Origin of the sequence: Actinoplanes sp. CA-142083, assembly GCF_050942195.1 — a bacterium.
Taxonomy (GTDB): Bacteria; Actinomycetota; Actinomycetes; order Mycobacteriales; family Micromonosporaceae; genus Actinoplanes.
This window is the reverse complement of the sequence record NZ_CP192076.1, coordinates 7,030,549-7,056,745: the sequence shown is the minus strand read 5'-3', so window position 1 is coordinate 7,056,745 and position 26,197 is coordinate 7,030,549. Positions and strand designations below refer to the sequence as shown.

Here is a 26,197-nt window from a genome sequence, read left to right as displayed (position 1 = left end):
TCGCTAGGGAACGCCCCACCCGTACTAGAGCTTCACGTCGCCGCAGAGGTGGACCTGGATGCCCAGGGACGACAGCAGGGCGGCCTTGGCCAGTAGCGCCTTGTCGGCCGTCGCGACGTCGGGGGCGTAGGCGACATTCAGATGGTTCGCCTTGTGGCGGGCCATGAACTGGTCGCGGGTCACGCCGTGCAGGACGGCGTGCATGATGGGCCAGGCCGGCGTGGTGGCCTGGGAACGGCGCTCGGATTCCGCGGCCGGCAGCGAGACCGCGGTGGCGCGGCCCAGGTCGGCGTGCAGGGCGCCGCCCTGGACGAAGACGCGGCTCCAGACGACCTCGCCCGGCTTGCAGATGCCCTTGATGGTCGAGCCGCCCAGCGGGAAGTAGACGGGATCCTGCCGCCAGCCCTCGGCCTCGGCGTAACCGGTGGCGAAGTGCGACGCGGGGACGGAACCGGAGATCTCCCAGACCCAGACGAACTCGCCGTCGTACTCCTCGCCCCAGCGCACGTCGTGCAGGGTGGTGGCCGGGTCGAGGCCCATCGCGGTCCAGAGCCGGTTGGTGACCAGCGCGTCGACCGCGACGCCCTCGTCGGCCTCGTTGAAATGCGGGAGCGGGCGGCCGTCCCAGAGCACGCGGGCGCCGTCGCGGGAGGTGACCGGCGGGCGGTCGGCGTTGTTGAGCAGGCCCTCGGCCAGGTCGGAGGCGGGGCAGATGTCCTTGAGGCCCTGCTGGTACTGGATGCCGACGGCGTCGAGGCCGAAGTCGTCGCTGATCCGCAGGGCGGCGATGTACATCTTGTACTGCCAGCGCAGCTGGGCCTCGGTGAGCTCGGTGGCCTCGTCGGCGCCGAGCTTGAAGGTCATGCCCTTCCCGATCAGCCACGCGCCGACGGCGTCGGCCTCGGCGTCGGGGACGCGCTGCATCTCGGCCCAGAGGGCGCTCTGCGACAGGCGCTCCTTGTAGATGCCGATCGGGTTGAGCAGCTCGTCGTCGATGATGGCGTTGTACATGCCCATGCAGCCCTCGTCGAAGACGCCGATGATGGCCTTGTCGTTCTTCAGCTGGCCGGCCAGGGCGACGCCGAGCTCGGTCTCGGCGTTCTCCGGCAGCTTTCCGAGGTCGGCGACGTGGGACGCGTCATGGGTGATGCCGCCGGTGGTGACCCAGCTGCGCAGGCCGTCCTTGAACCAGTCGTCCTTGAAATCGACGGACCAGATCGTGGAGTACGGCACGCCCATCTTGGCCATGCCGGCGTTGACGCCGAGCAGGCCGACCAGGCCGGGCCAGTCGCCGGCGAAGTTGGCAACGGTGAGGATCGGGCCGCGGTGGGTGCGCAGGCCGGCCAGCACGTGGTGGCTGTACTGCCAGACCGCCTCGGCCACGATGAGCGGGGCGTCCGGCGGGATCGTCTTGAAGACCTCGAGACCCATGCGCTGACTGGAGATGAAGCCGTGCCCGGCCTCGGGGTCGAAATCGTGGGCGCGCCGCACCGACCAGCCGAGCCCGGCGAGCGCCGCGGTCACGTCGGCCTCCATCCGCTCCTGGGTCGGCCAGCCGGCCCGGTTGGCGGCGGGGCGCAGGTCGCCGCTCGCGATGAGATAGGCCGTGCGCGGCTCGGCGGCCGGGCGGGACGGGGCGGCGGGGAGGGTGTAGGTGCTCATGGGGTCCTCCGTTGGCGGGTTGCGAGCGAGTGCGCGACGGTGCGCGTGGCCGGGTAGAGGTCTCGGTAGAGGGCGTAGAGCTCGTCGTAGGTGTCCTTCGTGGACGGATCGGGCTCGACGACCGAAGCGGCGGGGTTCCACGCCGAGATGTCCGCGGTTTGCGCCGCCAGGAACGCGGCGCCGTAGGCCGCGCCGGTGGTGACCCGGGGCACGATCTGGGCCAGGCCGGTGACGTCGGAGACGATCTGCGTCCACAGCCCGCCCTGAGTGCCGCCGCCGACCGCCACGACGCGGCGGACGCCGGGCATCGACTCCACGTTGTGCCGCACCCCGAACGCGGTCGCCTCGAGCGCGGCCCGGTACAGGTCGCCGCGAGTGTGCTCGAGGGTCAGGCCGGCGATGACGCCGCGGGCGTCGGGGTCCATGATCGGGGTGCGCTCGCCGGCGAAGTACGGCAGCATGAGCAGCCCGCGGGCGCCGGGGCCGGAAGCGGCGGCCTCCTTCAGCAGCGCCGGATAGTCGGCGGCGGTGAGGTCGCGCAGCCAGGCGGTGATCGCGCCCGAGGTCGCCATGCCGCCGGCCAGGTTGCGGGTGCCGGGGAAGGCGCCGACCGTGCCCCACATCGCGGGGCTGGAGACCGGGTGGTCGGCCGTGGCGATGAGGAACATCGTGGTGCCGTACATGAGCATGAGGTCGCCGGGGTTCTGCGCGCCCACGCTGACCGCCTCGGTCCAGGCGTCGATCGTGCCGGTGATGACCGGGGTGCCGGCGGGAATGCCGGCCAGCGCCTGTGTGGTGGTTCCGGCGACGTCGCCCGGCCAGGAGAGCGGCGGCAGCTCCAGATCCGGCGCGATCCGCGACGCCCACGGCCGATACCAATCCAGCGCATGCGTGTCGAACAGCGGCGTGCACTGGCTGGCGGAGTGGTAGTCGAGGACGTAGGCGCCGGTCAGGCGGTAGGCCAGCCAGGAGGCAGGCATGAAGAGCCTTTTCGACTTCGCCCAGACGGCGGGCTCGTTCCGCGCGACCCAGGCCAGCTTCGGGCCGACCGCCTGGGTCGAGAGCGCGGAACCACATCGCTCCAGGACGGCGTCGCCGAACTCCGCGTTCATCTCGTCGATCTGAGCGGTGGCGCGCGTGTCCACCCCGTACAGAATCGCGGGTCTCAAAGGTTTTCCGCTGGAATCGGTGAGCAGGACGCACGGGCCCATGCCGCTGACCCCGACCGCGTCGACCGTGACGCCGGCGGTGAGCTCCGCGGCGAGCGAGACGAACTCCTGCCACCAGATCTCGCCGTCCATCTCGACGTGACCGGGGTGCGGGCGGTCGACGGCGTGCTCGCGTACGGCCAGTCGCTTGATGTCGCCGTCCTCGTCGACGAGGACGCCCTTACAGCTGGAGGTGCCGATGTCGACGCCCAGGAAAAGGCTCACCTCTGCTCCCTCGTCCGCAGGACAACGGTCTTCGCGGGGCCGGCGTCGCCGCCGATGCGCTCCAGCAGCAGCGCGGCCGCGGCCTCGCCGAGCTCCCGCGCCGGAACGTCGACGACGCGGATGCCGTGCCGGCCAAACGACGCGAACGGCAGGTCGCCGAAGACGGCCAGGCCGAACTCCGGCGGGGCGAGACCCGCGTCGTGCAGCGCGTCCAGCGCGCCGGCGGCCATGAGGTTGTTGGCCACGACCGCCGCGTCGGGCGGCTCCGGCAGCGCAAGGAGCTCGGCCATCGCCTGCCGCCCGCCGTCCACGCGGTAGTCGGCGTAGCGCAGCAGGTCCTCCAGATACTCGCCGCCCGCGTGCCGGGCCGCGGCCTGCCGCCAGCCCGCCATCCGCAGCTGGGCGGTCTCGACCGAGCTGGGACCGGTGATGCAGGCGACCCGGGTGAAACCGGCCGCGAACAGCGATTCGGCGGCGGAGCGGCCACCGGCCCGGTTGTCCACGGTGACCGCGTCCACATCGGCGTGCGCGAGACTGCGGTCGACCGCCACGACCGGCCGTCGCTGCGCGACGAGCCGGCTCACATCGCTGGCGTCGTCGGCCGGCGCGAGGATCACTCCCGCCATGTGCTCGGCCAAGGCGATGTCGATGTACGTCGACTCGCGCTCGGGATCCTCGTCGGTGTTGCACAGGACCACCGAGTAGCCGGCGGCGCGCGCCCGGTTCTCCACGCCGCGGGCGAGCGCGGTGAAGAACGGATTCTCGATGTCCGGGATGATCAGGCCGATCACCGCCGAGCCCTGGCCGCGCAGGCGCCGAGCCGTGCGGTTGGGCACGAAGTCGAGGTCGGCGGCGGCCGCGCGGACGAGCCGCTCGGACTCGGCGGAGACCTTGGCGCCGTTCAGGACGCGGCTCACCGTCGAAGGGGAGACGCCGGCCCGGGCCGCCACCTCGTAGATCGTCACCACGTGCGGAAATCCGCACGCAGGGAGTGGCGCAGGGCCTCCAAGCGGCGCTTGCGGGCCGCGCGACTGATCCCGGCCTCCGGGTCGAGCAGCTCGAAGGCGTGCACCGCCCCGGGAACCAGCTCGAAGAGCGTCGGCACGCCGGCCGCCCCGAGTCGTCTGGCGAAGTCGGCATCCTCGTCGCGGAACATGTCCCGCTCACCGGTGTCGACGTAGGTGGGCGGAAGGCCGCGCAGATCCGCTGTCCGGGCGGGGGCGGCGTAGCCGTCGGCGGGACGGCCGCCGAGGTACGCCGCCCACGCCACGTCGGCGAGGCGCCCGTTCCACATGGGTGCGTCGGCGTTCTCGCGGGAGCTGGCGGTCTCCCGGCGGTCGTCGAGCATGGGGTAGTACAGGTGCGCCGCCCGGATGGGAGGTCCGTTCTCGTCCTGGGCGAGAGGTTCGTTCTCGTCCCGGGTGAGCAGGCAGAGGGCCGCGGCGAGGCCGCCGCCCGCGCTGGCGCCGGCGACGACGACCCGCTCGTAGTGGGCCGCGCACCAGGCGAGGGCGTCACGGCAGTCATGCAGCGGGGCGGGGTGCGGGTGCTCGGGGGCGAGCCGGTAGTCGACGGCGACGACCGCGGCGCCCAGCGCGAAGGCCAGGTGGGAGCAGAAGGCGTCGTCGTATTCGGCGGCGCCGAGGAACATGCCGCCGCCGTGGATCCAGAGGACACAGCCGTCGCCGTCACCGTGCACGCGGAGGTTGTCGGCGACTTCCGGGGGTGCCAGGCCGGCGGGTGGCGGATTCAGGGCACGGAGGCGGTCGTCGATCCCCCGCACGGTCGCCACGTCGAGCGGCCCGTCGGGGAGGTGGGCGGTGAGAGGTTCGAAGGTCACTAGTGCACCCTCTTCCGTGCGGGCCCCTGGATGGGGCTTGTGGTAGGAACTAGGCGGAAGTCGGGGTGACGGCCTTTGATGGTTGCCCCTTGTGGGCTTCGATGACACTGCCGCCCCCGGCTTCCCCGGAACCGCTGATCGATGACAGAGGGACGCGCCGCAGAGCGCCGGTTAGTGACCGCTCGACAATCGGTTCCTTCGCCTCCGCCTGGCTCCTGCCTGTTGCTGCGAACGGGAAGGCGACGAGGTTGTCGCTGCAAGAGGGGCCGTTGTTCTTCGTCGGGATCGACTGGGCGACCACCGAGCATGCCGTGTGTGCTGGACCAGGGTGGCCGCAAGGTCGCGGCGTTCACCGTCGAGCACACCGCTGCCGGGTTCGCCAGGCTGGTCGTGCGGCTGGGCAAGCTCGGCGACACCGAGTTGACGCCGGTGGCGATCGAGCGTCCGGATGGGCGTCTGGTGGACGCTCTGCTGGAGGCTGGGCATCCGGTGATGCCGGTCAAGCCGAACGCGATCAAGGCCTGGCGTGAGGCCGAGGTTCTCTCCGGCGCCAAATCCGACCCAGGTGACGCACAGGTGATCGCTGATTACCTGCGCGTGCGGATCCACCGGCTGCGGCCGGCGGTCCCGTATTCGGGGCCTACCAAGGCTTTGCGGACGGTGACCCGCAGCCGCGGTGACCTGGTCGAGGCCCGGGTGGCCGCGGTCAACCAGCTCGCCGCGCTGCTGGACGCGCACTGGCCCGGAGGCAAGGCGATCTTCGCCAGCCTGTCCTCGGCGATTGCGCTGGCTTTCCTCACGAAATACCCGACCGCCGTGTCGGCAGCCCCCTTGACCGAGGCCCGGCTCGCCGCGTTCTGCACCAAGCAGAGTTACTCCGGCAAAAGGCCCGCGGCGGTTCTCCTGACCCGCCTGCGCTCGGCGCCGGCCGGCACCACCGATCCTGACCTGTGCACGGGAGTCCGTGCGGCGGTGCTGGCCCAGGTCAGCGTGATCAAGGCGCTCAACACCGCGATCAAGGACCTCGACCGGGCCATCGCCGAGAAGATGGACACCCACCCCGACGGGAAAATCTTCCAGTCCTTCCCCCGCGCCGGGACCGTCAACGCCGCCCAGATCCTGGCCGAATGGGGTGACGCAAGGGCCGCGTTCGAGCATCCCGACGCCATCGCCGCGCTGGCCGGGATCACCCCCGTCACCAAGGCATCCGGCAAACAACGCGGCGTGTCGTTCCGCTGGGCCTGCAACAAACGGCTCCGCCAGGCCATCACCACGTTCGCCGACAACAGCCGCCACGCCAGCCCCTGGGCCGCCGACATCTATGACCGGGCCCGCGCCAGCGGCAAAGACCACCCGCACGCCACCCGCATCCTCGCCCGAGCTTGGGTCCGCATCATCTGGCGCTGCTGGCAGAACAACACCACCTACGACCCGGCCCTGCACGGGAACGCACGGCACAGCACCGAACAACAGCTCGCGGCCTAATTCCGATCTACAGGTGGACACAGGGGGTGTCATCGCGCACCGGCCTGCACGGTGTCAATTTCGGCCAGCAGCGTTGTGGTCTGGCGGCAGGCGATGGTCAGGAGCAGCGGCGCCACCACGAGGGCGAGGACGCCGGCGGAGGCCGCCACGGCGAAGGCGGCGATGACCGTGAGGCCGGTCAGGGTCAGGGCCCAGGTGGGGCGGTACGCGGCGAGGATGACCCCGCCGCGTACCGCGGTCAGGCCGCGCTTGCCTCGCACCGCACCGTAGGCGAGCGCGTACGGCCCGACGATCAGGACGGCCGCGGCCGGCACCACACCCCAGGAGGTGAGCAGAGCAAAGCCGGCGACCGACAACAGAAGAGCCAGGACGGGATCCACCCGGCGCAGCGCGGCGAGCGAAGGCTCGTCGCCCCGGGCGACCGCGGCGGCGAACGACGCCACACCGGTCAACGCGAGCATCACCGGAAGCACCGTGGCGGCCGCCAGCCAGCGCGGCGCCCCGGAGAGCAGGGCCGCTGTCAGCGGCGCCGCGGCGACGAGCGTGACGGCGCCGGCGGCGAGGGCACGCGGAAGCTCGTGCCAGAGCGCGGTGGCGCCGGCCCGGGCGAAGGTCGAGTTGTCCATGGTGTTCCTTAGAGCTTCAGACCGCTGGAAGCGATCGATTGCACGATGTAGCGCTGCGCCGCGATGAAGACGACCAGGACCGGGACGATCGCCATGGCGATGCCGGCGGCGATGGTGCCGAGCGAGCCGGTGGAGAAGCGGCCGGCCAGCAGCACGAGGCCCACCGGGAGCGTCTGCCGGTCGGTGTCGCTGATCATGACCAGCGGCAGCAGCAGGTCGTTCCACCAGTAGGTGAAGCACAGGATGCCCAGCGTGGCGATGGACGGCCCGGACAGCGGCAGGATGACCCGGACGAACGTGCGCAGGTGGCCGGCGCCGTCGATCTTCGCGGCCTCCTCCAGCTCGGCCGGCAGCGCCAGGAAGTGCTGCCGCAGCAGGAAGATGCCGAAGCCGCTGAAGATGCCGGGCAGGATCAGCGCCCACAGCGTGTTGGTCAGCGACAGCTTCGACATGACCAGGAACAGCGGCACGATCGTCACCTGGATCGGGATCATCAGCGAGCCGATGACCACCGCGAAGAGCACGTTGCGGCCGCGGAAGTGCAGGCGGGCGAAGGCGTACGCGGCGGTGGCACAGGTGATGATCTGGGCCGCCGTGATCGTGGTGGACACGATGATGGAGTTGAGGAAGAACCGGAAGTACGGCACCTGGTCGGTGACCTTGCCGAAGTTCGCCCCGGTCAGGTTGTCGGGGCTGAACGTGGGCGGCAGCTTGTAGAGCTCCGCGTCCGAGGCCGAGAAGGCACCCCGGAAGATCCACAGGAACGGCGCGGTGATCGCGAGGGCGGCCACGATGAGGATCGCGAACGTGGCCACGCGCGAGAGGAGTCGGCTCATTCGTAAAATGTCCATTTGCGAGAGAGCCGGAACTGGACCGCCGTGAGCACGATCAGGACCAGCATGAACGTGATGCCGATGGCGGAGGCGTAGCCGAGGTCGAAGTCGCCGAAGGCCCGGTCGTAGAGGTACTCCACGATCGTGCGGCTGGCGTCGCCCGGCCCGCCCTGGGTGAGCACCCGCGGTTCGGCGAAGATCTGGAACGAGTTGATGGTGTTGATGACGACCAGGAAGAAGATGGTCGGCGACAGCATCGGGAACGTGATGCGCCAGAAGCGGGTCCAGGCGTTGGCCCCGTCGACGATCGCGGCCTCCTTGAGCTGCTCCGGGATGGCCTGCAGGCCGGCGATGTAGACGAGGATCGAGAAGCCGATCGTCTTCCACGAGTTCACGACGATCACCGACACCGGCGCCCACGTGGACGAGCCCAGCCAGTCGATGCGGTCGACGCCGACCAGCCCGATCACGTAGTTGACCAGCCCGAGGTCCTTGTTGAGCAGGAACCGCCAGATCAGCGCGACCGCCGAGGCCGAGACCACGAACGGGAACAGGAACGACAGGCGGAAGAACCCCCGGATCCAGCGGGGCATCCGAGTCTCCAGGAGCACCGCGAGCAGCAGTCCGACAACCAGATTCACGATCAAGATCACGAGTGCCATGTACGCCGTGGAGCCGTACACGTGAAGCAATCGATCGTCATGGATCAGCTTGTCGAAGTTGTCCGTCCCCACGAACGTGCCGTCGCTGAGCAGGTTCCAGTCGTAGAAGCTCAGGTACAGCACGCCGAGCGTGGGCGCCAGCACGAATACCAGGAAGGTCACGATGGCGGGGGAGAGGAACCCCAGGGCCGCCAGTCCGTCCTTGCGGCGCTTCCGGGGTGCCCCCGGCCCATGCAGGGCCGGGGGAGCCGTTTCTTGCGTCATCAATGTAGTCATTTCAGCAGGTGACGATGGTGCTCAGTTCCGCCTGCATGTCCTTGAGGCCGTCGGCGACGCTCTTCTCGCCGGCGAAGATGAGCTGCAGGTGGCGCAGGACGGTCGACTCGAACGCGCTGTACTTGGCGGGCGCCGGGTACGGCACGAGCGTCGGGTACTTGTCGATGCTGTCGTAGAACAGGTCGGAGTTCGCCGGGGGCACGCCGACCTTCGAGATGGTCTGGGCGAGCGAGCGGCGCGACGGGATCGAGTCGCCGGGCTTCTCGGGGGTGCCCACGTACTGCTTCTCGATGTCCTCGCTGACCGTGAACTTCTGGTACTCCCAGGCGAGGTCGGGGTTCTTCGACGACTTCAGGATCGGGTATCCGGCGCCGCCGAACACCGTCTTGTAGGTGTCGCCCTTCGGGTACAGCTGGATGTCGAAGTTCTTGAACTTCGGCAGGAACGTCGCGATCGGCCAGCGCCCGGCGCCGAACATCGCGATCTGGCCGTTCTGGAAGCGGGTGAAGACGTCGCTCATCGGCATCGGGGCGGGGGAGACGCCCTCTTTGATGAGGCCTTCCAGGAACGACACGGCCTTGTTGACCTGCGGGGTGTCGGCCGTCGCCTGGCAGACGTCGTCGCTGGTCAGGTTGCCGTTCGCGTTGGCCACCCAGGGCATGATGCCGGGGAAGATCTCGTTGCTGGCCCACGTGAAGCCGTACTGGTCGGGCTTGCCGTCGTTGTTGGTGTCCTTTGTCAGTTTCTTGGCCGTGGCCTCGAAGTCCGCCCACGTCCAGTCGGCCTTCGGCGGCTCGACACCGGCCTTGGAGAAGACGTCGGTGTTGTAGTAGACGACCATGTCGTTCCAGCCGTAGGTCAGCGTGACGACGTCGCCCTTGACCGTGAAGCCGTCGATCAGGCCCTGGGCGATGTCGCCGGTCAGCGTCTTCGCCTCGGGGTCCTTGTCGAGGTACTTGTTGATCGGCAGCACGAGGTTGTTGGAGTGCACGAACTGCGCGCCCTCGCCCGAGATGACCATGAGGTCGGGGCGCTTGCCCGAGGCGATCAGCGTGGCGACGTTGGCGTAGTAGGTGCCCCAGTTCTCGCCGGTGACCGGGGTGAGCGTCACCTTGGTGCCCGGATTCTTGGCCATGAAGGCGTCGGCCGTGGCCTTGTTGCCGGACTCGGCGGCCGGGCCGTAGTTCCAGTACACGATCTCGAGCGACTTCTCGCCCGACGAGGAGGCGTCAGATTTGTCGTTGGAGCAGGCGGCCGTGGGTGCGACCGCGAGCGCGACGGTCGCGCACAGCAGCGCGAGTTTGCGTAACCGGGTGTTCATGAGCCTGCGTCCCTCTCGATTGGGAACGGGTGGGAGGCGGTGCGGTGGACACAGTGAAGGCCAAGAAATCGATTTCGTCAAGAACTCGTTAACAGCTTCCTCAGGTTAGGCCTGATCAGGAAACTTTCAGTCGGTATCGATTGCAGCGTCAGGCCAGCTCGGCGCGCAGCACGATCGTGCGCGGCGGCTGGGCGTCGCCGCCGATGCGCTCCAGCAGCATCGTCGCGGCGGTCGTGCCCAAGTGGCGGGCCGGTAGCCGGATCTGCACCACGGCCGGCGGCGTGAGGAACATGAATGGCAGCTCACCGACCACGGCCAGGCCGAACTTGGCCGGGTCCACGCCCGCCTCGACGATCGCCTGCAGGGCGCCCACGCCCATCAGGTTGTTCGTGGTCAGCACCGCGTCCGGCGGCTCGGGCAGGGCCAGCAGCCGTTGCATGGCCGCGTGTCCGCCGTCCGCGCGGAAGTTCGCGTGCTGCAGGTAGCCCTCCGGCATCGGGGCCCGCCGCGCGGTCATCACCTGTCGCCAGCCCAGGAACCGGTCCTCGGTCGCCTCGATGCCCAGCGGGCCGGCGATGCAGGCGATCCGCCGGTGCCCGGCGTCGAAGAGCGCGGTCGTCGCGGCGATGCCGGCCGCGCGGTTGTCCACCTTGACGGCGTCCACCGGGTACGGCGTGGTGCGGTCCACCGCCACCACCGGGCGGCCCAGCGAGGCGATCGCGCCCAGGTCGGCCTCGTCCGACGCCGGCGCCAGGATCACGCCCGCCATCTGCTCGGACGCGGCGATCTCCAGGTAGCGCAGCTCCTTGCCCGGGTCGTCGTCGGTGTTGCACAGCACGACCGAGAAGCCCTTCTCCTGGGCCTTGTCCTCGACGCCGCGGGCCAGCGCGGTGAAGAACGGGTTCTCGATGTCCGGGATCAGCAGGCCGACCACCTCGGAGCTCTGCTTGCGCAGCCGGCGGGCGGTCTTGTTGGGGGTGAAGGCCAGCTTGGCGGCGGCCTCGCGCACGGCCTGCTGCTTCTCCGGCGACACGAAGTTGCCGTTGAAGTAGCGCGAGACGGTCGCGGGTGAGACGCCGGCAAGCGCCGCAACCTCGTAGATCGTGGCCATGAAGCCACACTGTAGGGCAGCTTGACAGTCGGCGGGTCTCGATCTACCTTCCGTGAAATCGATTTCACGCGGGAGGCCAGAAAATGCGGTTCACCGGGGACGCGCGGCGCGCGGTGGCTTTCCCGCTCGGCGGGCTCGGCACCGGGCACGTGGCGCTGTGCGGCGACGGTGCGCTGCGGCAGTGGCAACTGCTCGGGGTGCCCCACCACGGCGGGCTGCTGCCGGACAGCTTCTTCGCGCTGCGGGTGTCGTCGCTCGAGCCGCCGGACGACGTCGTGCGGTTGCTCCGGGCCGCGCCGCTGCCGCCGCACCCGCGGCCGGCCGCGAACGTCTCGGACGCCGACGTGCCCGACCGGGATCGGCGATGGCGCTGGCCGTTCGTCGAGGACACGACCTTCGAGGCGGATTATCCGTACGCCCGGGTCGGCTACCACGACGCGGAGCTGCCGGTATCGGTGGCGCTCGAGGCGCACACGCCGTTCGTGCCGCTGGACGCCGACGCCAGCGCGCTGCCGCTGGTCCGGTACCGCTTCACGATCCGCAACGACAGCGACCTGTTCCGGCACGGCTTCGTGCTCGGCGCGCTGCAGAACGCGGCCGGATGGGACGGGGTCACGCCGATCCACGGCACCCGCGGAGCCGGGTACGGCGGCAACGTCAACCGGCCGGTGCGACGGCCCGGACAGAGCGGTGTGCTGATGGACCACCCCGGGCTGGCCGAGGACGACGCCGCCGCCGGGGAGATGCTGCTCTGGACCGACGGGCCGGCCGCCGTGCTGCCCCGGGCGCACGATGCCGATGCCGTGCTGCGCTGGGCCGAGACGCTGCGGCTGGTGGCGCCGACCCAGCTCGGGGACTGGTCGGACGGGTCGTTGCGGGCGGCGCTGCGCGACGCGGCCTCGGCCTCGCCGATGCGGGCGCCGAGCGGGCCCAGCCCGGCCGGCCACACCTGGGACTCGGCGGTGGCGGTGGCGTTCGCGCTGGCGCCGGGGGAGTCGACGACCGTGGACATCGTGCACGCGTGGTGGTTTCCCAACCGGTACGCGGACTTCGACCGGTTCGGGCCGCAGCATCAGTATGGGCCGACCCGGTTCTGGGTGGGCAATCACTATGCGACCCGGTTCGGGGGTGCGCTCGATGTGCTCGACGCGTATCTGGGCGACCGGGAACGGCTCGACGCGGACTCGCTCGCCTGGGCTTCGGCGGTGGCGTCGAGCGACCTCCCCGCGCCGTTGAAGGACACGATTGCGGCGCAGCCTTCCCTCGTACGATCGCCAAGCGTCTTTAAAACGGCTGATGGGCGCACATTTGCGTTTGAGGGGGCGCTCGGCGCCTCGACCCGGAACTGGAACGGGGACGCGGGTGGGTCGTGCCCGCTCAACTGCAATCACGTGCTCAATTACGAGCAGGCGCTGTCGCGGCTCTTCCCCTCGGTGGGGCGCGACATGCGCGAAACCGAATTCGCCGTGCAGGCCGCCGATGGGTCGATTCCGCACCGGGTGGTGCTGCCTCTCTATCTGCCGCAGCTGCATGGGGTGCCGATCGGTGGGCCCGAGCGGCCCGCTCTTGACGGCATGCTGGGCGCGGTCTTGAAGACTTACCGTTCCGTTCTCGACGGCGCCGGCCTGTCGTGGCTCCGCTCGCAGTGGCCGTCGCTGGTGGCGCTCATGACGCATATTTCCGACAAATTGGATGATGAGGGTGTCATTCGCGGCGATCAACCGGTCACCTATGACATCTCGCTGCATGGGCCCAACATGTTCGTCGGCGCCCTGTGGCTGGCGGCGCTGCGGGCCCTCTCAGAGATGTCGGCCTTCTTGGGCGAGACGGATCCGTTGGCGGGAACGTTCGAGCGGGCGTCCAAGGCTTACGACGAGCTGCTCTGGAACGGGGAGTACTACGCGCAGCCGGACACCGGCGAGGCGTACGAGTTCGGCCGGGGCTGCCTCGCCGACCAGCTCCTCGGCCAGTGGTGGGCGCACGAGCTGGGCCTCGGCCACCTGCTGCCGCCGTCCCGGGTGCGGCAGGCCCTTCGCTCGATCGTGCGCTACAACCTGCGCACGGGCTTCGAGCCGCACGGCTACCGTTCGTTCGCCGACGGCGACGAGACCGGCCTGGTCGTCTGCACCTGGCCGCACGGCGGACGGCCCGAGGTCCCGCTGCGCTACTGCGACGAGGTGTGGACCGGAGTCGAGTACCAGGTCGCCGCGCACTGCTTCTACGAGGGCCTCGACGAGGAGGGCCTGGCCATCGTCCGCGGCGTCCGGGCCCGCTACGACGGCACCCGCCGCAACCCGTTCAACGAGATCGAGTGCGGCGACCACTACGTGCGGGCCATGGCGGGTTGGTCCCTCCTGACCGCCTGGACCGGCGTCCGCCACGACGCGACCGCCGGAACCCACACCGAGAGCACCCGCCCCGGCCGCTTCCCGTATGTGGCCGGCACAACGTGGGGAACCCTGACGGTCGCCGAGGACGGCGCCGTCGACCTCGGCCGGCCGCATGGTGGCCGCTGACGGCGCCGCCATCCTCGGCCGGCCCGCTGGCATCCGCGTGGTGGATCCAGCTGATCAACGGCCGCGAGCCCCTGGGCATGCACATCCAGCTGTCCACCGAGCTCATCGCCCGCGGCCTAAGAGCCGGCGCGGTGGGCGAAGACCTCATCCATGTGCGTCTCCGCCCACCGCTTGAGGCCGCGCATCGTCTCGTGCAAGGAGAGGCCCAGCTCCGTCAGCTCGTAGGTCACGGTGACCGGCACGGTGGGCGTCACGGTGCGGCTGATCAGCCCGTCCTGCTCCAGGGCGCGCAGCGTCTGCGTGAGCATCTTCTGGCTGACCCCGGCCAGCAGGCGCGCCAGCTCCGAGTAACGCATCGGGCGGGGATCGCCGGCGCAGTCCGGGCCGCTTCCGAGCGCGGACATGATCAGCGCGACCCATTTGCCGGAGATGCGGGCGAGCAGTTGATGGCTGGGGCACATCGCCAGGAAGGCATCGTATTCGGTACGCACTAAAAGGTGCCTACTTCCCGATAGAGAGTTAACGCCTCACGGTAGAGCGCATGTCATCCATCTCGCTTCCCGGCGGCACCTGGACGCTCGAAGATCTGACCGTCACCCGCTTCGGCTACGGCGCCATGCAGCTCGCCGGCCCCTGGGTCATAGGGCCGCCGGCCGACCGTGAGGGCGCGATCGCCGTCCTCCGAGAGGCCGTCGAGCGCGGCATCACGCACATCGACACCGCCGACGCGTACGGGCCGCGCGTGACGAACCAACTGATCAGGGAAGCACTGCACCCGTACGCGTCATCGCTTGTCATCGCCACGAAAGTCGGCGCGACCCGTGACCGGAAGGGCGGCTGGCCCCCGGCGCGCGACCCGCAGAGCCTGCGCCGGGCCGTCCACGACAACCTCGACGCTCTCGGACTCGACGTGCTCGACCTGGTCAACCTGCGGATCGGCAACGCCGAGGGACCGATGCCGGGCTCGCTCGCCGAGGCCTTCGAGACGCTCGCCGGGCTGCAGCGGCAGGGCCTGATCCGGCACCTGGGCGTCAGCAACGCGACGGCGGAGCAGGTCGCGGAGGCCCGGTCGATCGCGCCGATCGTCTGCGTGCAGAACATGTACAACCTCGCGCACCGCCAGGACGACGAGCTGATCGACAAGCTTGCCGCCGAGGGCATCGCCTACGTGCCCTTCTTCCCGCTCGGCGGCTACAGCCCGCTGCGGTCCGAGGCGCTCGCGACGGTGGCCGCCCGGTGGGAGACGACGCCGAAGTCGGTCGCCCTGGCCTGGCTGCTGCGGCGCTCGCCCAACATCCTGCTGATCCCCGGCACGTCGTCCGCGGCCCACCTGCGCGAGAACATCGTCGGCGCGGGACTCGCGCTCTCCGAGGACGATGTGGCGCTTCTGAACACTCTTCCCGGTTCCGGCGAACAAGGGGTGTGATGCACTCGGGACGACGACGGGGACGGATGTGGTGGTGATCGTGACGCAGCCGGGCACCGCGGGCTTGGACGCCGACGCCCACCTCATCGACCACGACTTCACGGCGATCTTCGATCGCCACTATCGGAACATCTACGCGTACGTGGCGCGGCGGCTCGGGCCCGATCTGGCGGAGGACGTGGCGTCGGAGACATTCCTGACCGCGTACGACCGCCGGCACACGTTCGACGCGGCCCGTGGCGACGCGCGGCCCTGGCTGTACGGGATCGCCTCGAACCTCGTCGCGCGGCACGTCCGGGCCGAGTCGCGGCGCTACAAGGCGCTCGCGCGAGCCGGACGGCAGGACATCGGCGAGGCCGACAGCCACGCCGACGCGGTCGCGGGGCGGCTCGACGCGGCGGCCGTACGAGGGCGGCTGGCCGAGGCCCTCGGGCGGCTGCCGGAGCCGGTGCGCGCCGTGTTGCTGCTGGTCGCGTGGGCCGGGCTCAACCAGCAGGAGGCCGCCGAGGCGCTGGGCATACCGGCCGGCACGGCCCGGTCCCGGCTGCACCGGGCACGACAGGAGATGCGGGAGGCGCTGGGCGCCGAGATCGAGGTGGGCGAGTGATGGACGAGATCAGCATCCTGAAGGAGACCTTCGGCCCGGACGCGGCGCCGTCCCCGGAGGCCGAGCAGCGCGCCCGGGAGGCCCTGCGGGACCGGATGGCCCCGAGGCCGAAAGCCGCCTGGCGCCTGCGGATTCCGATCGTCGTCGGCCTCGCCACGTCCGCGGCCGTCGTCGCGGCGGTGGCGATCGCCAACCTCGGCGGCGCGGGCCCGGCGGTCCCGGTGACGACCCCCGAGCGGCCGCAGGAGCAGACCCAGGCGGCCGCGAAGGTGCCGTACCTCCGTCCGGTCAACGCGGCGCAGGTGCTGGAGAACGCGGCGTGGACGGTCGAGCAGGAGCAGTGGACCGACCCCGCCCCGACCCAGTTCATGTATGTCGAGACCCTCGAGATGCGCAACCCGCCGGCGTACGAGCAGAAGGCGCCGAACGGGGCTCTGCTGCCGGGCAAGGCCAAGTACCGCAAGATCCAGAAGTGGGACCGGATCGACGGCCAGGTGCAGGCGACGATGCGCAACGGCAAGCTCGAGACCCTGCGGCAGGGCCAGGACGGCACCTACTTCGCCTTCGTCCCCTGGTCGCAGATCATCAAGCTGACCTCGCCCGAGGCGATCGCCGCGTATCTCGAGCACCCCGAGGGCGGGGTCATGGCGGTGCCCGACGCGCTGGCCGGCCAGTACGTGCTGCCGCCCGAGGTGAAGGCGGCCATCTTCCGCTACCTCGCCCAGCAGCCGGGCATGACGGTCAACCCCGACGCGGTCAACCTCGACGGGCACCCGGCGATCGGGCTGGGCCGGGTCATGGAGGGCTACCTGTCGCAGGAGCTGCTCTTCGACAAGCAGACGTACACGCTGATCGGCGAGCGCCTGATCGCCGTGAAGGACGAGAGCGGCCGCGGCGACGGGCGCAAGGGCGACCTGTACCGGCAGGTGATCTACCGCAAGATGGCCATCGTGGACCGCCCTGGAGACACGGGGTAGGGCGGCCCGCGCCCGGGACGTCAGGCCTCGACCGCCGCGATGGCCTCGATCGAGATGAGGATGCCCCGCGGCAGCACCGCGTTGGCCGGGGCCGAGCGGGCGGGCGCCGGGTCGGGCATGTGGCGGGCGTAGATCTCGTTGATCAGCGGAAAGTCCTCGACATTGGTGTAGAAGATCGTCGTCTTCACCAGCGACGCCATCGAGGAGCCGGCGGCGGTGAGGATCGCGGCGAGGTTGCGCAGCGCCTGCTCGGTCTGCGCCTCGATGCCGTCGGCGAGGGCGCCGGTGGCCGGGTCGATGCCCGGCGTCCCCGAGCAGAACACGAACCCGCCGGCCACGATCGCCTGACTGTACGGCCCGATCGCCGCCGGAGCCGCCGGGGTGGACACCGCGGTCCTGGCCATGACTCGTCCCCCTATGGGTGAGTGGTGAGCGTCAACCCGCGACACTAGGCCCGCTGCGCCACCCGGCCGCGGCCGTCATTCTTGGCCCGGTAGAGGTGCCGGTCGGCGTCGCCAAGCAGGGTGGGCAGCTCCTCGTGGCCGCCGTGGTGCAATCCCACGCTGATCGACACGGTGAGGTCCGCGGCCAGCTCGTGCCAGGGATGGTCGCGGACCGCCTCCAGGATCGCCCGGGCGCGTGCCTCGGAGACGCCCGGGTGCACCTGGGCCAGGATGACGACGAACTCGTCGCCGCCGAGGCGGGCCGCGAGGTCCATGGCCCGCACGTTGGCGCTCAGGATCGCGGCGATCGCGGCCAGCACCCGGTCGCCGACGTCGTGACCGAACCGGTCGTTGACCTGCTTGAAGTGGTCGACGTCGATCATCATGGCGGCGTAGTCGCCCGGTTCGGCCGGCTGCCCGGCGTCGAGCAGGCCGCTGAGGTACGCCTGGTAGCCGCGCCGGTTGGCCAGCCCGGTGAGGTGGTCGGTGACGATCTCCCGGAGCAGCTGGTCGTGCTCGCGGCGGTGCCGGGCGACGGCGATCGCGTCGCGCATGCTGCTCATCCGCACCAGCCGGTCGTTCCACCGCAGCCGCACCAGCTCATCCGCGAACCGGCCGGGCGCCGCCGCCCGGCGCGCCCCATCCTGCGCCGCCTCCTCGCTCCGCGGCACCCCGCCCTGCAGCGCCTCGCTCTGGCGCGCCGCACCGTGCGCCGCCTCCTCGCTCCGCGGCGCCCCGCCCTGCAGCGCCTCGCTCTGGCGCGCCGCACCGTGCGCCGCCTCCTCGCTCCGCGGCACCCCGCCCTGCAGCGCCTCGCTCTGGCGCGCCTCGAGCTGCAGGGCGAGCAGCCAGGTGTGGAGGGGCACGGTCTGGCCGAAGCGGTCGGCCACGCCCCGCGCGAGAATGGCGGCGCCGGCCGGGTCGGCCGCGCGGACGGCCGCGATCGCCGCGCCGAGCGCACTGATCGCGGGCTCGACGCCAAGCGACGGCCCGGCATCACCGGGTGGTGGGCTGCCACCACCGGGCGGCGGACCCGGGAAATCAAGCGGCGAGCCGGCGGAATCGGCCGGTGGCGCGGCGGAATCGGCCGGCGAGCCGGCGAGCGCGGACGGGTGGCCGGCGAGCGCGGACGGGTGGCCGGCGAGCGCGGACGGGTGGCCGGCGAGCGCGGACGGGTGGCCGGCGAGCGCGGACGGGTGGCCGGCGAGGGCAGAGAGCAGGTGCAGGTGGCCGTCGTACTGGCGGATCCAGCTGGGCGGCCAGTACGGCGCGATGGCGTCGCGGCTGCCGGGCAGTGCGGCCGCGGCGCGGGTGGCGGCCGCGGGCCAGTCGCCGATCATCGCCTCGGCGCAGGACCAGTCCAGCAGCAGCTCGATGCGGTTGACGGCGAGGACGGTGCGGTGCCGGAAGGCGACGGTCTGCCAGCGCGGGTCGTCGTCCTCGTCGAGGGCCTTGTGGGTGCGGTCGTAGTGTTCCAGCGCCAGCTCCCAGAAGCCGAGCGCGTGCGCCACGCAGGCAACCTCGATCAGCGCCGCGGCCCGGTGCACCACCGGCCCGCCCTCCTCGTTGAGCAGGACGGCGGCGCGCACCAGCGGGCTGGCGGCCGACTCGCTGAGGTCCAGCGGGCGCTGGGCGCCGACCCGCCGGGCGGCGCTCGCGGCCAGGGCCAGCGCGAGCAGCGCCGGATCGTCGAGGGCGGTCGCCACGTCGAGCATGGCGCGCATCTGCTCGGCGTCGTCCCCGCCGGCGTCGCGGACGGCCAGCGAGCGGGCGAAATGCAGCAGCACCTGCACGTCCCACCAGTCCGGCTCGCCGATCCGGGCGGCGGCGTCGTCGACCTGGCCGGGGCTCAACTCGCCCTGGGCGGCTTCGATCAACGCGTACGCCTGCTCGATGGCGTGCACGCGCTCGCCGGTCAGGCCGTCGCCGGCGGGCACCGCCCCGCTCCCCCCGCCGCACCTGGCTGCGCCATGGGGGTAACCCTACCGAGGGAACTGCCGCGAACTGTCGGGTCCGGGGAAAGCGGACGCGGCCAGCGGGCTTCGCGGATCGGCCAGCAGCGGCGGCGCCGCGGTCCTCGCCCAGCGGATCGCCTCGGCGTCGCCGCTGAGGTAGGCGGGCAGCAGCTGGGCCGCGAGCATCGTGCGGGGCGACGGGTACCAGCGCCGGGCCAGCTCGCCGGTGCGGCGCAGGTAGTTGAGGCCCCTCGTGCGGTCCAGCCAGCCGACCGCCACGGCGCCGCGGGCCAGGTGGACGCCCTGACCCCAGTGCACGGCCAGCAGCGTCGGCACGAACTCTTCCGCATCGAGGAGGCCGGCGCCGCGCAACTGGTCCTCGGCGCCGGCGACCCGCTCGGCGATGTCGTGCAGGGCCGCCACCGCCTCCTCCGGCATGCCGGACCGGGATGCCCACTCGTCGATGGCGTGCCCCCAGAGCTCGGGGCCGCCGCGGCGGCGGTGCCGGATCACCTCCTCGACCCCGGAGAGGTGGTCGCCGACGGTCTCGGCGCCGGGGCCGAGGAGGTCGTTGACGCACCGGCCGATCGCGGTGGAGACGTCCTCCTCGCCCAGCACCGAGACGAGGTAGGGCTCGGCCCGCAGCCGCAGCTCGCGCTTGATGGCGCGGCGGGGGCGGCGGCAGCCGACGATGTCCAGCACCTCGCCGGCCCGCAGCGCGGCCAGCGCCCCGATCGCCAGCGCGGTGGCGTACTCGGTGACCGGTTGCGGCGCCTCGCCCTCGTAGACCGCGGTGTCCCGGGGGCGCGGCGGGCGCCGCCGCCATCGGCCGAGCACCTCCCGCAGGGCCGCCGCGAGCAGGATCAGCCCGACGGCGGCCAGCAGGACCTGGAGGCGCAGCGTCACCGGCGGGTCGGCCAGGCCAGCGTGAGCCAGGGGCTCGCCGGGTCGGTGAACAGCGTCTGGTGCGGTTCGAGGACGGTGGCGTACCAGACGTCGAACTCGTCGTTGTCGAAGCGGAGCACCCGGCCGAGCGCGTAACCGGCGGAGAAGTCGCCCCACGACGTGTAACGGCCGAACGCTTGTTTTGCGGCGCGCGACACGTACTCGATGGCCTGTTGCTCTTTGATGTAACGCACCTTGTAGCCCCAGCGGGCCATGTTGACGGCGCGACCCCAGTCGTAGGCGAGGAGGCTGCTGACGATGCCGCCCGCCGGCAGCAGGCCGTCGGCGCGGAACCGCTCCTCGTAGGCCAGCACCCGGTCGACGGTCGCGGTCATCTCGTCCACTGTGGTCTCCGGGACGCCCTGAGCGCGGGCCTGGTCGGCGACGGCCTGCTTCCAGGCGTCGGCGCCGGGCGTTCCGCGCAGCCCGTTGCGCACCCCGAGCACGAAGTCGGCGACCGGATCGCCGGTCTCGTCGTCCAGCAGGCCCTCGACGGTCTCCCGCAGCTCGCCCGCGGTGCTGACACCCCACTGGTTCTTCAGGAGCGTGTAGGTCTTCTGCGCGCTGTTCGCGTCGTCCTTGAGCGCGTTCCAGGACACGCCGTGGTTGAGCGACATGTGCGCGCCGACCGCGAGCGCGGTGGCCAGCTCGCCGCTGGTGGGCTGCTTCTGGTCGACGGCGACGACGTTGCGGTACGAGCGGACCATGCCGCGGGCGCTGCGGGCCGCCGAGCGCGCCCGGAGCACGATCTGCACGATGAAGGCGACGACGACGAGCGGCGCCAGGAAGTAGACGAAGGTAGGAATTTGCACGCGCGGCAAGGTAAGGACGCCCGCGCGAGGATCGCTCGCAATTCGCTATACCCGCTGGTAGATCACTAAGGTGTCCCGGTGGTCGAATCGCTGCGCTTCGAACTGCTCGGGCCGTTGCGGGCCTGGCGCGGCGACGCCCCGGTCGTGCTGGCCGGGGTCAAGCAGCAGACGGTGCTGGCGGTGCTGCTGCTGGCGGCCGGGCGGCCGGTCGCCGTCGAGCGGATCGTGGCCACCGTGTGGGGCGCGGCGCCGCCGCCGAGCGTCACCCACCTCGTGCAGACGTACGTGAGCCGCCTGCGCCAGGCGCTCGACCTCGGCCCGCACCTGGTCTCGACCGACGCGGGTTACCTGTTGCGGCTCGATCCGGCCCAGCTCGACGTCTCGGCCTTCGACCGCCATCTGGACGCGGCTCAGCAGGGCCACGAGCGCGGCGACCTGGCGGCGGCCGCGGGCGAGGTGGCGGCCGCGCTGGCGCTGTGGCAGGGCGAGCCGATGGGCGGGCTCGGCGGCGAGGCGGTCGACGTGGCCCGGCAACGGCTGGCCGAGCGGCGGCTGACCGCCCTGGAACTGCGAGCCACCGTCGACCTGGACGGGGGCCGGCATGCGGACGCGATCGCCGACCTTTCCCGGCTGGTGAAGGAGTATCCGCTTCAGGAGCGGCTGTGGGCGCTGCTGATGCTGGCGCTCTATCGCGCCGATCGACAGGCAGAGGCGCTGTCCACGTACGCGACGGCCCGCTCGCTGCTCGTCGAGGAACTGGGCGTGGAACCGGGCGCCGGGCTCACCCGGATGCACCAGCGGATCCTCGCCGCCGACCCCACCCTTGCCGGAGCCGCCCCGGCCGCCGCCGGCCGGGCCGCGCGTGACGATCTGCCCGCCGACGTCGCCGACTTCACCGGGCGCGAAGCCGAGCTGGGAAGCCTGCTGGCCGCGCCCGGCCTGGCGCCGCCGACGGCGGCCGTGGTGCTGGCGGTCGACGGGATGGCCGGGGTCGGCAAGTCCGCGCTCGCCGTGCACGTCGCGCACCGGCTGAGCGGGCGCTTCCCGGACGGTCGGCTCTTCATTGATCTGCACGCGCACAGCGAGGGCTCCCCGCCCGTCGAGCCGGCCGCCGCGCTCGACCAGCTGCTGCGGGCCCTTGGCGTGCCCGGCGAGGAGATCCCGGTAGCGCTCGACGAGCGGGCCGCCCGATGGCGCGCCGAGCTGGCCGGGCGGCGGGTGCTGCTGGTGCTCGACAACGCCCGCAGCGCCGCGCAGGTGCGGCCGCTGCTGCCCGGCACCGCGGGCTGCCTGACCCTGGTCACCAGCCGCCGCCGGCTGGCCGACCTGGACAGCACGGCGGTCGTCTCCCTCGACGTGCTGCCGCCACCCGAGGCGGCCGAGCTGTTCCACCGGATCCTGGGTGCCGGCCGCGGCGCCGAGGACGTCGCCGAGGTGGTCGGGCTCTGCGACCGGCTGCCGCTGGCGATCCGGATCGCTGCGGCCCGGCTGCGGGCGCGTCCATCGTGGACGGTAGGGCACCTGGCCTCGCGGCTGCGGGACCGGCGGCGGGTGCTGACCGAGCTCGCGGTCGGCGATCGCAGCGTGGCGGCGTCTTTCGCCCTCTCGTACGCCCAGCTCACCGCGCCGCAGCAGAGGCTCTTCCGGCTGCTCGGGCTGGCCTTCGGGGCCGACTTCGACGCCGGGCTGGCGGCTGCCGCGGCGGGCGAGCCGATCGACGGCCTGCTCGACGACCTGCTGGACGTGCACCTGCTGCAGGAGCCGGCGCCCGGGCGCTACCGCTTCCACGACCTGCTGCGGGAGCACGCGGCCGCCCTCGCCGCCGAGGAACCGGCCGCGGGACGCGACGCGGTGGGCCGGATGCTCGACCACTATCTGCGAACCGCCGTCGCGGCGGCCGACACGCTCTTTCCCCGTACGCGTCAGGAAAGGCCGCACCTGGACGCGAAGCCGGCCTTTGCGGATGCGGCTTCGGCGCGCGCCTGGCTGGATGCCGAGCGGGTCAACCTGGTCGCGGCGGTCGGGCACGCCGCGGCCGGCGGATGGGCGGCCCACGCGACCGGGCTGGCCGCCACGCTGCGCCTCTATCTGGACAGCGGCACGCATCACGTCGACGCCCTGGCCGTGCACGGACTCGCGCGGGACGCGGCCCGGGACGCCGGGGAACGCGCGGTCGCGCTGCACAACCTGGCCAAGGCCTGCTGGCGTCTCGGGCGCTACGAGGAGGCGGACGGACACCTGCGGGAGGCGCTGCCGGCGCTGCGCGGCGAGGCCGGCATCCTCGAGACGCTCGGGGCGACCCGCTACAGCCTGGGGCGGTATGACGACGCCATCGCGTTCTACGGCGAGGCCGCGCTGATCCATCGCTCGGGCGGGGATCGGGTGGCCGAGGCGACCGCGCTCAACAACATCGGGGTCATCCAGGAGCGGCAGGGGCGGTATCGCGAGGTTCTGGACCTGTGCGAGCAGGCCCTGGAGATCTACCGCGAGCACGGCGATCGGACCGGGGAGGCCGACGCGCTGTGCAACGCGGGTAATGCGTTGTGGCGGCTCGGGCGGTACGAGGCGGCGCGCGACCACCTGGAAGAGGCGCTGGTCATCCACCGGGAGACCGGCGACTCGGGGTGGGAGGCGCACACGCTGAACAGCCTCGGCAACGTGCTGAGCAGCCTCGGGCGGCACCGGGAGGCGCTGGCGCACTGCGATGCGGCGCTGGCCATTCAGCGGCGCAGCGGGGAGCTGGCGGAGGAGGCCGCGACCCTCGGCGATCGCGGGGTGATCCATCGGCTGCTCGGCCAGTGCCAGGAGAGCCTCGCCGATCTGGGGCGAGCTCTGGAGATCGCGCGGGAGACGGGGGATCGAGGGCTGGAGATCCAGGCGCTCAACGGGCAGGGGGAGACGCTGCTTGCGCTGGGGCTTCCGGCCGAGGCGAGCGACCGGCACACGGCCGCCCTCGCGCTGGCCCGCGAGACCGGCGACCGGCACGAGGAGGCGCGCGCCCACGACGGGCTGGCTCGCGCGCTGCCCGACGCGGGCGAGCACCGCGCGCTGGCGATGGCTATCTACACGGAGCTCGAAGTGCCCGAGGCGCGCTCATTTTCCGAAGGCGGCGCCCAGGCCGGTTAGGTCGATCGGGCGGCGGGCGCCCGGCGGCACCACGCCGACGAGGGGGCGGAGGACCTCGAGCGCGGTCAGCACCTCGCGGCCGACCTGCTCGACCGGGCGCATGGCGTCGACCGAGACGAGGATGCCGCGCTCGGCGTACCAGTCGACGATCGGGGCGGTCACGTCGTGGTAGACCGCCAAGCGGCGGGCGATGACCTCCTCGGTGTCGTCGGAGCGGTGCTCCAGTGCGGCCCGGGCGAGCAGCCGGCGCACCACCTCCTCGTCGCCCACCTTCAGGTGCAGCGCCACGTCGGCGGTCATGTCGAGCTTGAGGGCGGCCTCGTAGAGGGCCCGGGCCTGGGTGATGTTGCGGGGCACGCCGTCGAGCACGTAGCCGCCGCCGGCCGCCTTCGCCTCGGCGATCTCCTGCTCGACGATCCGCAGGACGATCTCGTCGGGCACCAGGTGGCCCTCGTCGAGGTGCTGCTTGACGGCGCGGCCCAGCTCGGTCCCCCGCGCGACGTGGTCGCGCAGCAGGTCGCCGGTCGCGATGTGCGGGATGCCGAAGTGGGTGGCGATCAGCGCACCCTGCGTTCCCTTGCCGGCGCCCGGTGGTGCGACCAACAGAACTCGCACGGGGGCCTCCTCGTCTCGTATGAGTCGAGCAAAACCTAGCGCTGGATGGACTTGATCTCCAGGAACTCTCCCAAGCCGTGGTGACCGAACTCACGGCCGTTGCCGGACTGCTTGTAGCCGCCGAACGGGGCCAAGGGGTTCCAGTGGCCGCCGTTGACGTCCACCTGACCGGCGCGCAACCGGCGGGCGACCGCCAGCGCGTGCTCGGGCTCGCCGAAGACGCCGCTGGTCAAGCCGTACAGCGTGCCGTTCGCGATGGCCACGGCCTCGTCCTCGTCCGCGTACGGGATGATGGTCAGCACCGGGCCGAAGATCTCCTCCTGGGCGATCGCCGACCGGGGGTCGACGTTCGCGAAGACCGTCGGCCGCACAAAGGCGCCGCGCTCCAGGGGATTGCCGGGACCGCCGTACGCGAGAGTGGCGCCGTCCTCGATGCCGCGCCGGATGTAGCCCTCGACCCTCGCCCGGTGCTCCTCGGAGGCCATCGGGCCGATCGCGGTCGTCTCGTCGAGCGGATCGCCGACCTGGAGAGCGGAGACCGCCTCGACGGCGAGGGCGACGGCCTCGTCGTGCCGGGACGCGGGCACCAGCAGCCGCGGCCACGCGCCGCACACCTGCCCGCCGTTGGTGAACGCCATCTGGACGCCGGCGGCGACGGCCCGAGGCAGGTCGGCGTCGTCGAGGACGACCGTGGCGCCCTTGCCGCCGAGCTCCAGGGCGACCCGCTTGACGGTGGCGGCGGCCACCTCGCCGATGCGGCGGCCGGCCCGGGTCGAGCCGGTGAACGAGATCATGTCGATGTCGGGATGGGCCGAGATGGCCTCACCGACGACCGCGCCCTCGCCGTACACGATGTTGAAGACGCCGGACGGCAGGCCGGCCTCGTGGGTGACCTCGGCCAGGATGTTCGCGGTCAGCGGGGCGACCTCGGACGGCTTGAACACCACGGTGTCGCCGGCCAGCAGCGCGGGCGCCAGCTTCGACACGATCTGCTGGAGCGGGAAGTTCCACGGGGTGATCGCGCCGACCACGCCGATCGGCTCCCGCACGAGCAGCGAGTTGCCGAGCTCCTCGGTCCAGGCGAAGTCCTCGGCGAGGGCGGCCATCGACTCGGTCACCAGCACCGGGAAGACCGCCTGCGCGGCGCGGGAGAGGGCGATCGGCGAGCCCATCTCGGCGGTGATGGTGGTGGCGATCTCCTCGGCGCGGGACTTGAGGCCCTCCGCGATCCGGCGAAGAACAGACACCCTTTCCCGTACGGGTGTGGCCGCCCACCCGGGGAAGGCGGCGCGCGCCGCCGCGACGGCCCGGTCCACCTCCTCGGCGGTGCCGGCGGGGGTCTCGCCGACCACCTCGCCGGTCGCCGGGTTGAGCACGGGGATGGTCTTGCCGGAGACGCCGGGAACGGCGGCTCCGTCGATCCAGTGGTTCGTTGTCATGCCCCGACTGTTTCCGGCTTCTGCGTAGGCGCCCATGCTCTCCGAGTACAGGGATAACGCGGAACATGGCCGGTCCGCCGGGGGTTG

22 protein-coding genes are annotated in these 26,197 nt (G+C 71.7%); 6 read left to right on the top strand and 16 right to left on the bottom strand.

Annotation, left to right across the window (positions count from 1 at the left end):
* Nucleotides 1-24: 24 nt before the first annotated feature.
* Genes ACQPZX_RS32460 through ACQPZX_RS32445 form a run of 4 tightly spaced genes read right to left on the bottom strand, consistent with a single transcriptional unit; the run spans nucleotide 25 to nucleotide 4,935 of the window.
* Entirely contained in the window at nucleotides 25-1,662 is a 1,638-nt protein-coding gene (locus tag ACQPZX_RS32460; RefSeq protein ID WP_433363613.1) for a fucose isomerase, read from the bottom strand.
* A complete protein-coding gene (locus tag ACQPZX_RS32455) occupies nucleotides 1,659-3,095 on the bottom strand; it encodes an FGGY-family carbohydrate kinase (protein ID WP_433363611.1) in 1,437 nt (478 codons plus the stop codon). Before ACQPZX_RS32455 ends, ACQPZX_RS32460 begins: the two co-directional genes overlap by 4 nt.
* Nucleotides 3,092-4,063, bottom strand: coding sequence for a LacI family DNA-binding transcriptional regulator (locus ACQPZX_RS32450; RefSeq protein ID WP_433363608.1), 972 nt, complete (start codon nucleotides 4,061-4,063; stop codon nucleotides 3,092-3,094). The genes ACQPZX_RS32455 and ACQPZX_RS32450 overlap by 4 nt, the downstream gene beginning before the upstream one ends.
* On the bottom strand, nucleotides 4,057-4,935 hold the full coding sequence (locus tag ACQPZX_RS32445) for an alpha/beta hydrolase (RefSeq protein ID WP_433363605.1): 879 nt from the start codon (nucleotides 4,933-4,935) through the stop codon (nucleotides 4,057-4,059). Before ACQPZX_RS32445 ends, ACQPZX_RS32450 begins: the two co-directional genes overlap by 7 nt.
* 315 nt (nucleotides 4,936-5,250) lie before the next feature.
* Between ACQPZX_RS32445 and ACQPZX_RS32440 the strand changes: the two genes are divergently transcribed.
* Nucleotides 5,251-6,420: an IS110 family transposase gene (locus ACQPZX_RS32440; RefSeq protein WP_433363602.1), complete on the top strand. Its 1,170-nt coding sequence runs from the start codon at nucleotides 5,251-5,253 to the stop codon at nucleotides 6,418-6,420.
* A 29-nt stretch (nucleotides 6,421-6,449) separates the two neighbouring features.
* Here the strand turns inward: ACQPZX_RS32440 and ACQPZX_RS32435 are convergent, their stop codons facing one another.
* From ACQPZX_RS32435 to ACQPZX_RS32415, 5 genes are all read right to left on the bottom strand, one after another.
* Nucleotides 6,450-7,046 carry a hypothetical protein gene (locus tag ACQPZX_RS32435; RefSeq protein ID WP_433363599.1) on the bottom strand — a complete coding sequence of 199 codons (597 nt, stop codon included), beginning with the start codon at nucleotides 7,044-7,046 and terminating at the stop codon, nucleotides 6,450-6,452.
* A gap of 8 nt (nucleotides 7,047-7,054) precedes the next feature.
* Complete coding sequence (locus tag ACQPZX_RS32430) at nucleotides 7,055-7,882, bottom strand: carbohydrate ABC transporter permease (protein WP_433363596.1); 828 nt, start codon at nucleotides 7,880-7,882, stop codon at nucleotides 7,055-7,057.
* Nucleotides 7,879-8,817 carry a carbohydrate ABC transporter permease gene (locus ACQPZX_RS32425; protein WP_433363593.1) on the bottom strand — a complete coding sequence of 313 codons (939 nt, stop codon included), beginning with the start codon at nucleotides 8,815-8,817 and terminating at the stop codon, nucleotides 7,879-7,881. Before ACQPZX_RS32425 ends, ACQPZX_RS32430 begins: the two co-directional genes overlap by 4 nt.
* Before the next feature lies 1 nt (nucleotide 8,818).
* A complete protein-coding gene (locus tag ACQPZX_RS32420; RefSeq protein WP_433363590.1) occupies nucleotides 8,819-10,138 on the bottom strand; it encodes an ABC transporter substrate-binding protein in 1,320 nt (439 codons plus the stop codon).
* A 148-nt stretch (nucleotides 10,139-10,286) separates the two neighbouring features.
* Nucleotides 10,287-11,249 carry a LacI family DNA-binding transcriptional regulator gene (locus tag ACQPZX_RS32415; RefSeq protein ID WP_433363587.1) on the bottom strand — a complete coding sequence of 321 codons (963 nt, stop codon included), beginning with the start codon at nucleotides 11,247-11,249 and terminating at the stop codon, nucleotides 10,287-10,289.
* Between the two features lie 83 nt (nucleotides 11,250-11,332).
* On the opposite strand from ACQPZX_RS32415, the gene ACQPZX_RS32410 reads away from it, so the two are divergent.
* The gene (locus tag ACQPZX_RS32410; RefSeq protein WP_433363584.1) at nucleotides 11,333-13,765 is read left to right on the top strand and encodes a GH116 family glycosyl hydrolase; all 2,433 of its coding nucleotides are present in this window, start codon (nucleotides 11,333-11,335) and stop codon (nucleotides 13,763-13,765) included.
* 116 nt (nucleotides 13,766-13,881) lie between these two features.
* Here the strand turns inward: ACQPZX_RS32410 and ACQPZX_RS32405 are convergent, their stop codons facing one another.
* Entirely contained in the window at nucleotides 13,882-14,226 is a 345-nt protein-coding gene (locus tag ACQPZX_RS32405) for a winged helix-turn-helix transcriptional regulator (RefSeq protein ID WP_433385524.1), read from the bottom strand.
* 80 nt (nucleotides 14,227-14,306) lie between these two features.
* Here ACQPZX_RS32405 and ACQPZX_RS32400 point away from each other — a divergent pair, with 80 nt between their 5' ends.
* The 3 genes from ACQPZX_RS32400 to ACQPZX_RS32390 are packed head-to-tail and all read left to right on the top strand — an operon-like array spanning nucleotide 14,307 to nucleotide 16,775.
* Nucleotides 14,307-15,191 carry an aldo/keto reductase family oxidoreductase gene (locus tag ACQPZX_RS32400; protein WP_433363581.1) on the top strand — a complete coding sequence of 295 codons (885 nt, stop codon included), beginning with the start codon at nucleotides 14,307-14,309 and terminating at the stop codon, nucleotides 15,189-15,191.
* Between the two features lie 34 nt (nucleotides 15,192-15,225).
* A complete protein-coding gene (locus ACQPZX_RS32395; RefSeq protein ID WP_433363578.1) occupies nucleotides 15,226-15,798 on the top strand; it encodes an RNA polymerase sigma factor in 573 nt (190 codons plus the stop codon).
* On the top strand, nucleotides 15,798-16,775 hold the full coding sequence (locus ACQPZX_RS32390) for a hypothetical protein (protein WP_433363575.1): 978 nt from the start codon (nucleotides 15,798-15,800) through the stop codon (nucleotides 16,773-16,775). Before ACQPZX_RS32395 ends, ACQPZX_RS32390 begins: the two co-directional genes overlap by 1 nt.
* Before the next feature lie 20 nt (nucleotides 16,776-16,795).
* Here ACQPZX_RS32390 and ACQPZX_RS32385 read toward each other — a convergent pair whose 3' ends face one another.
* The 4 genes from ACQPZX_RS32385 to ACQPZX_RS32370 are packed head-to-tail and all read right to left on the bottom strand — an operon-like array spanning nucleotide 16,796 to nucleotide 20,930.
* Entirely contained in the window at nucleotides 16,796-17,179 is a 384-nt protein-coding gene (locus tag ACQPZX_RS32385) for a RidA family protein (protein WP_433363572.1), read from the bottom strand.
* Nucleotides 17,180-17,223: 44 nt separating this feature from the next.
* Nucleotides 17,224-19,155 carry a diguanylate cyclase gene (locus ACQPZX_RS32380; protein WP_433363569.1) on the bottom strand — a complete coding sequence of 644 codons (1,932 nt, stop codon included), beginning with the start codon at nucleotides 19,153-19,155 and terminating at the stop codon, nucleotides 17,224-17,226.
* 45 nt (nucleotides 19,156-19,200) lie between these two features.
* The gene (locus ACQPZX_RS32375) at nucleotides 19,201-20,079 is read right to left on the bottom strand and encodes a DUF1266 domain-containing protein (RefSeq protein WP_433363566.1); all 879 of its coding nucleotides are present in this window, start codon (nucleotides 20,077-20,079) and stop codon (nucleotides 19,201-19,203) included.
* Nucleotides 20,076-20,930, bottom strand: coding sequence for a DUF1266 domain-containing protein (locus ACQPZX_RS32370; protein ID WP_433363563.1), 855 nt, complete (start codon nucleotides 20,928-20,930; stop codon nucleotides 20,076-20,078). The genes ACQPZX_RS32375 and ACQPZX_RS32370 overlap by 4 nt, the downstream gene beginning before the upstream one ends.
* A 78-nt stretch (nucleotides 20,931-21,008) precedes the next feature.
* Between ACQPZX_RS32370 and ACQPZX_RS32365 the strand changes: the two genes are divergently transcribed.
* A complete protein-coding gene (locus tag ACQPZX_RS32365; protein ID WP_433363560.1) occupies nucleotides 21,009-24,056 on the top strand; it encodes a tetratricopeptide repeat protein in 3,048 nt (1,015 codons plus the stop codon).
* On the opposite strand, the gene ACQPZX_RS32360 is transcribed toward ACQPZX_RS32365, so the two are convergent.
* A complete protein-coding gene (locus ACQPZX_RS32360) occupies nucleotides 24,024-24,671 on the bottom strand; it encodes an adenylate kinase (RefSeq protein WP_433363557.1) in 648 nt (215 codons plus the stop codon). The two genes, ACQPZX_RS32365 and ACQPZX_RS32360, sit on opposite strands and share 33 nt — an antisense overlap.
* Before the next feature lie 35 nt (nucleotides 24,672-24,706).
* On the bottom strand, nucleotides 24,707-26,110 hold the full coding sequence (locus tag ACQPZX_RS32355; protein WP_433363554.1) for an aldehyde dehydrogenase family protein: 1,404 nt from the start codon (nucleotides 26,108-26,110) through the stop codon (nucleotides 24,707-24,709).
* Nucleotides 26,111-26,197: the final 87 nt, after the last annotated feature.

Coding starts and splice junctions, on each gene's coding strand:
- ACQPZX_RS32460 (WP_433363613.1), bottom strand. CDS start 1,662: ATGAGCACCTACACCCTCCCCGCCGCCCCGTCCCGCCCGGCCGCCGAG.
- ACQPZX_RS32435 (WP_433363599.1), bottom strand. CDS start 7,046: ATGGACAACTCGACCTTCGCCCGGGCCGGCGCCACCGCGCTCTGGCAC.
- ACQPZX_RS32430 (WP_433363596.1), bottom strand. CDS start 7,882: ATGAGCCGACTCCTCTCGCGCGTGGCCACGTTCGCGATCCTCATCGTG.
- ACQPZX_RS32425 (WP_433363593.1), bottom strand. CDS start 8,817: ATGACTACATTGATGACGCAAGAAACGGCTCCCCCGGCCCTGCATGGG.
- ACQPZX_RS32420 (WP_433363590.1), bottom strand. CDS start 10,138: ATGAACACCCGGTTACGCAAACTCGCGCTGCTGTGCGCGACCGTCGCG.
- ACQPZX_RS32415 (WP_433363587.1), bottom strand. CDS start 11,249: ATGGCCACGATCTACGAGGTTGCGGCGCTTGCCGGCGTCTCACCCGCG.
- ACQPZX_RS32410 (WP_433363584.1), top strand. CDS start 11,333: ATGCGGTTCACCGGGGACGCGCGGCGCGCGGTGGCTTTCCCGCTCGGC.
- ACQPZX_RS32405 (WP_433385524.1), bottom strand. CDS start 14,226: ATGTGCCCCAGCCATCAACTGCTCGCCCGCATCTCCGGCAAATGGGTC.
- ACQPZX_RS32400 (WP_433363581.1), top strand. CDS start 14,307: ATGTCATCCATCTCGCTTCCCGGCGGCACCTGGACGCTCGAAGATCTG.
- ACQPZX_RS32390 (WP_433363575.1), top strand. CDS start 15,798: ATGGACGAGATCAGCATCCTGAAGGAGACCTTCGGCCCGGACGCGGCG.
- ACQPZX_RS32385 (WP_433363572.1), bottom strand. CDS start 17,179: ATGGCCAGGACCGCGGTGTCCACCCCGGCGGCTCCGGCGGCGATCGGG.
- ACQPZX_RS32355 (WP_433363554.1), bottom strand. CDS start 26,110: ATGACAACGAACCACTGGATCGACGGAGCCGCCGTTCCCGGCGTCTCC.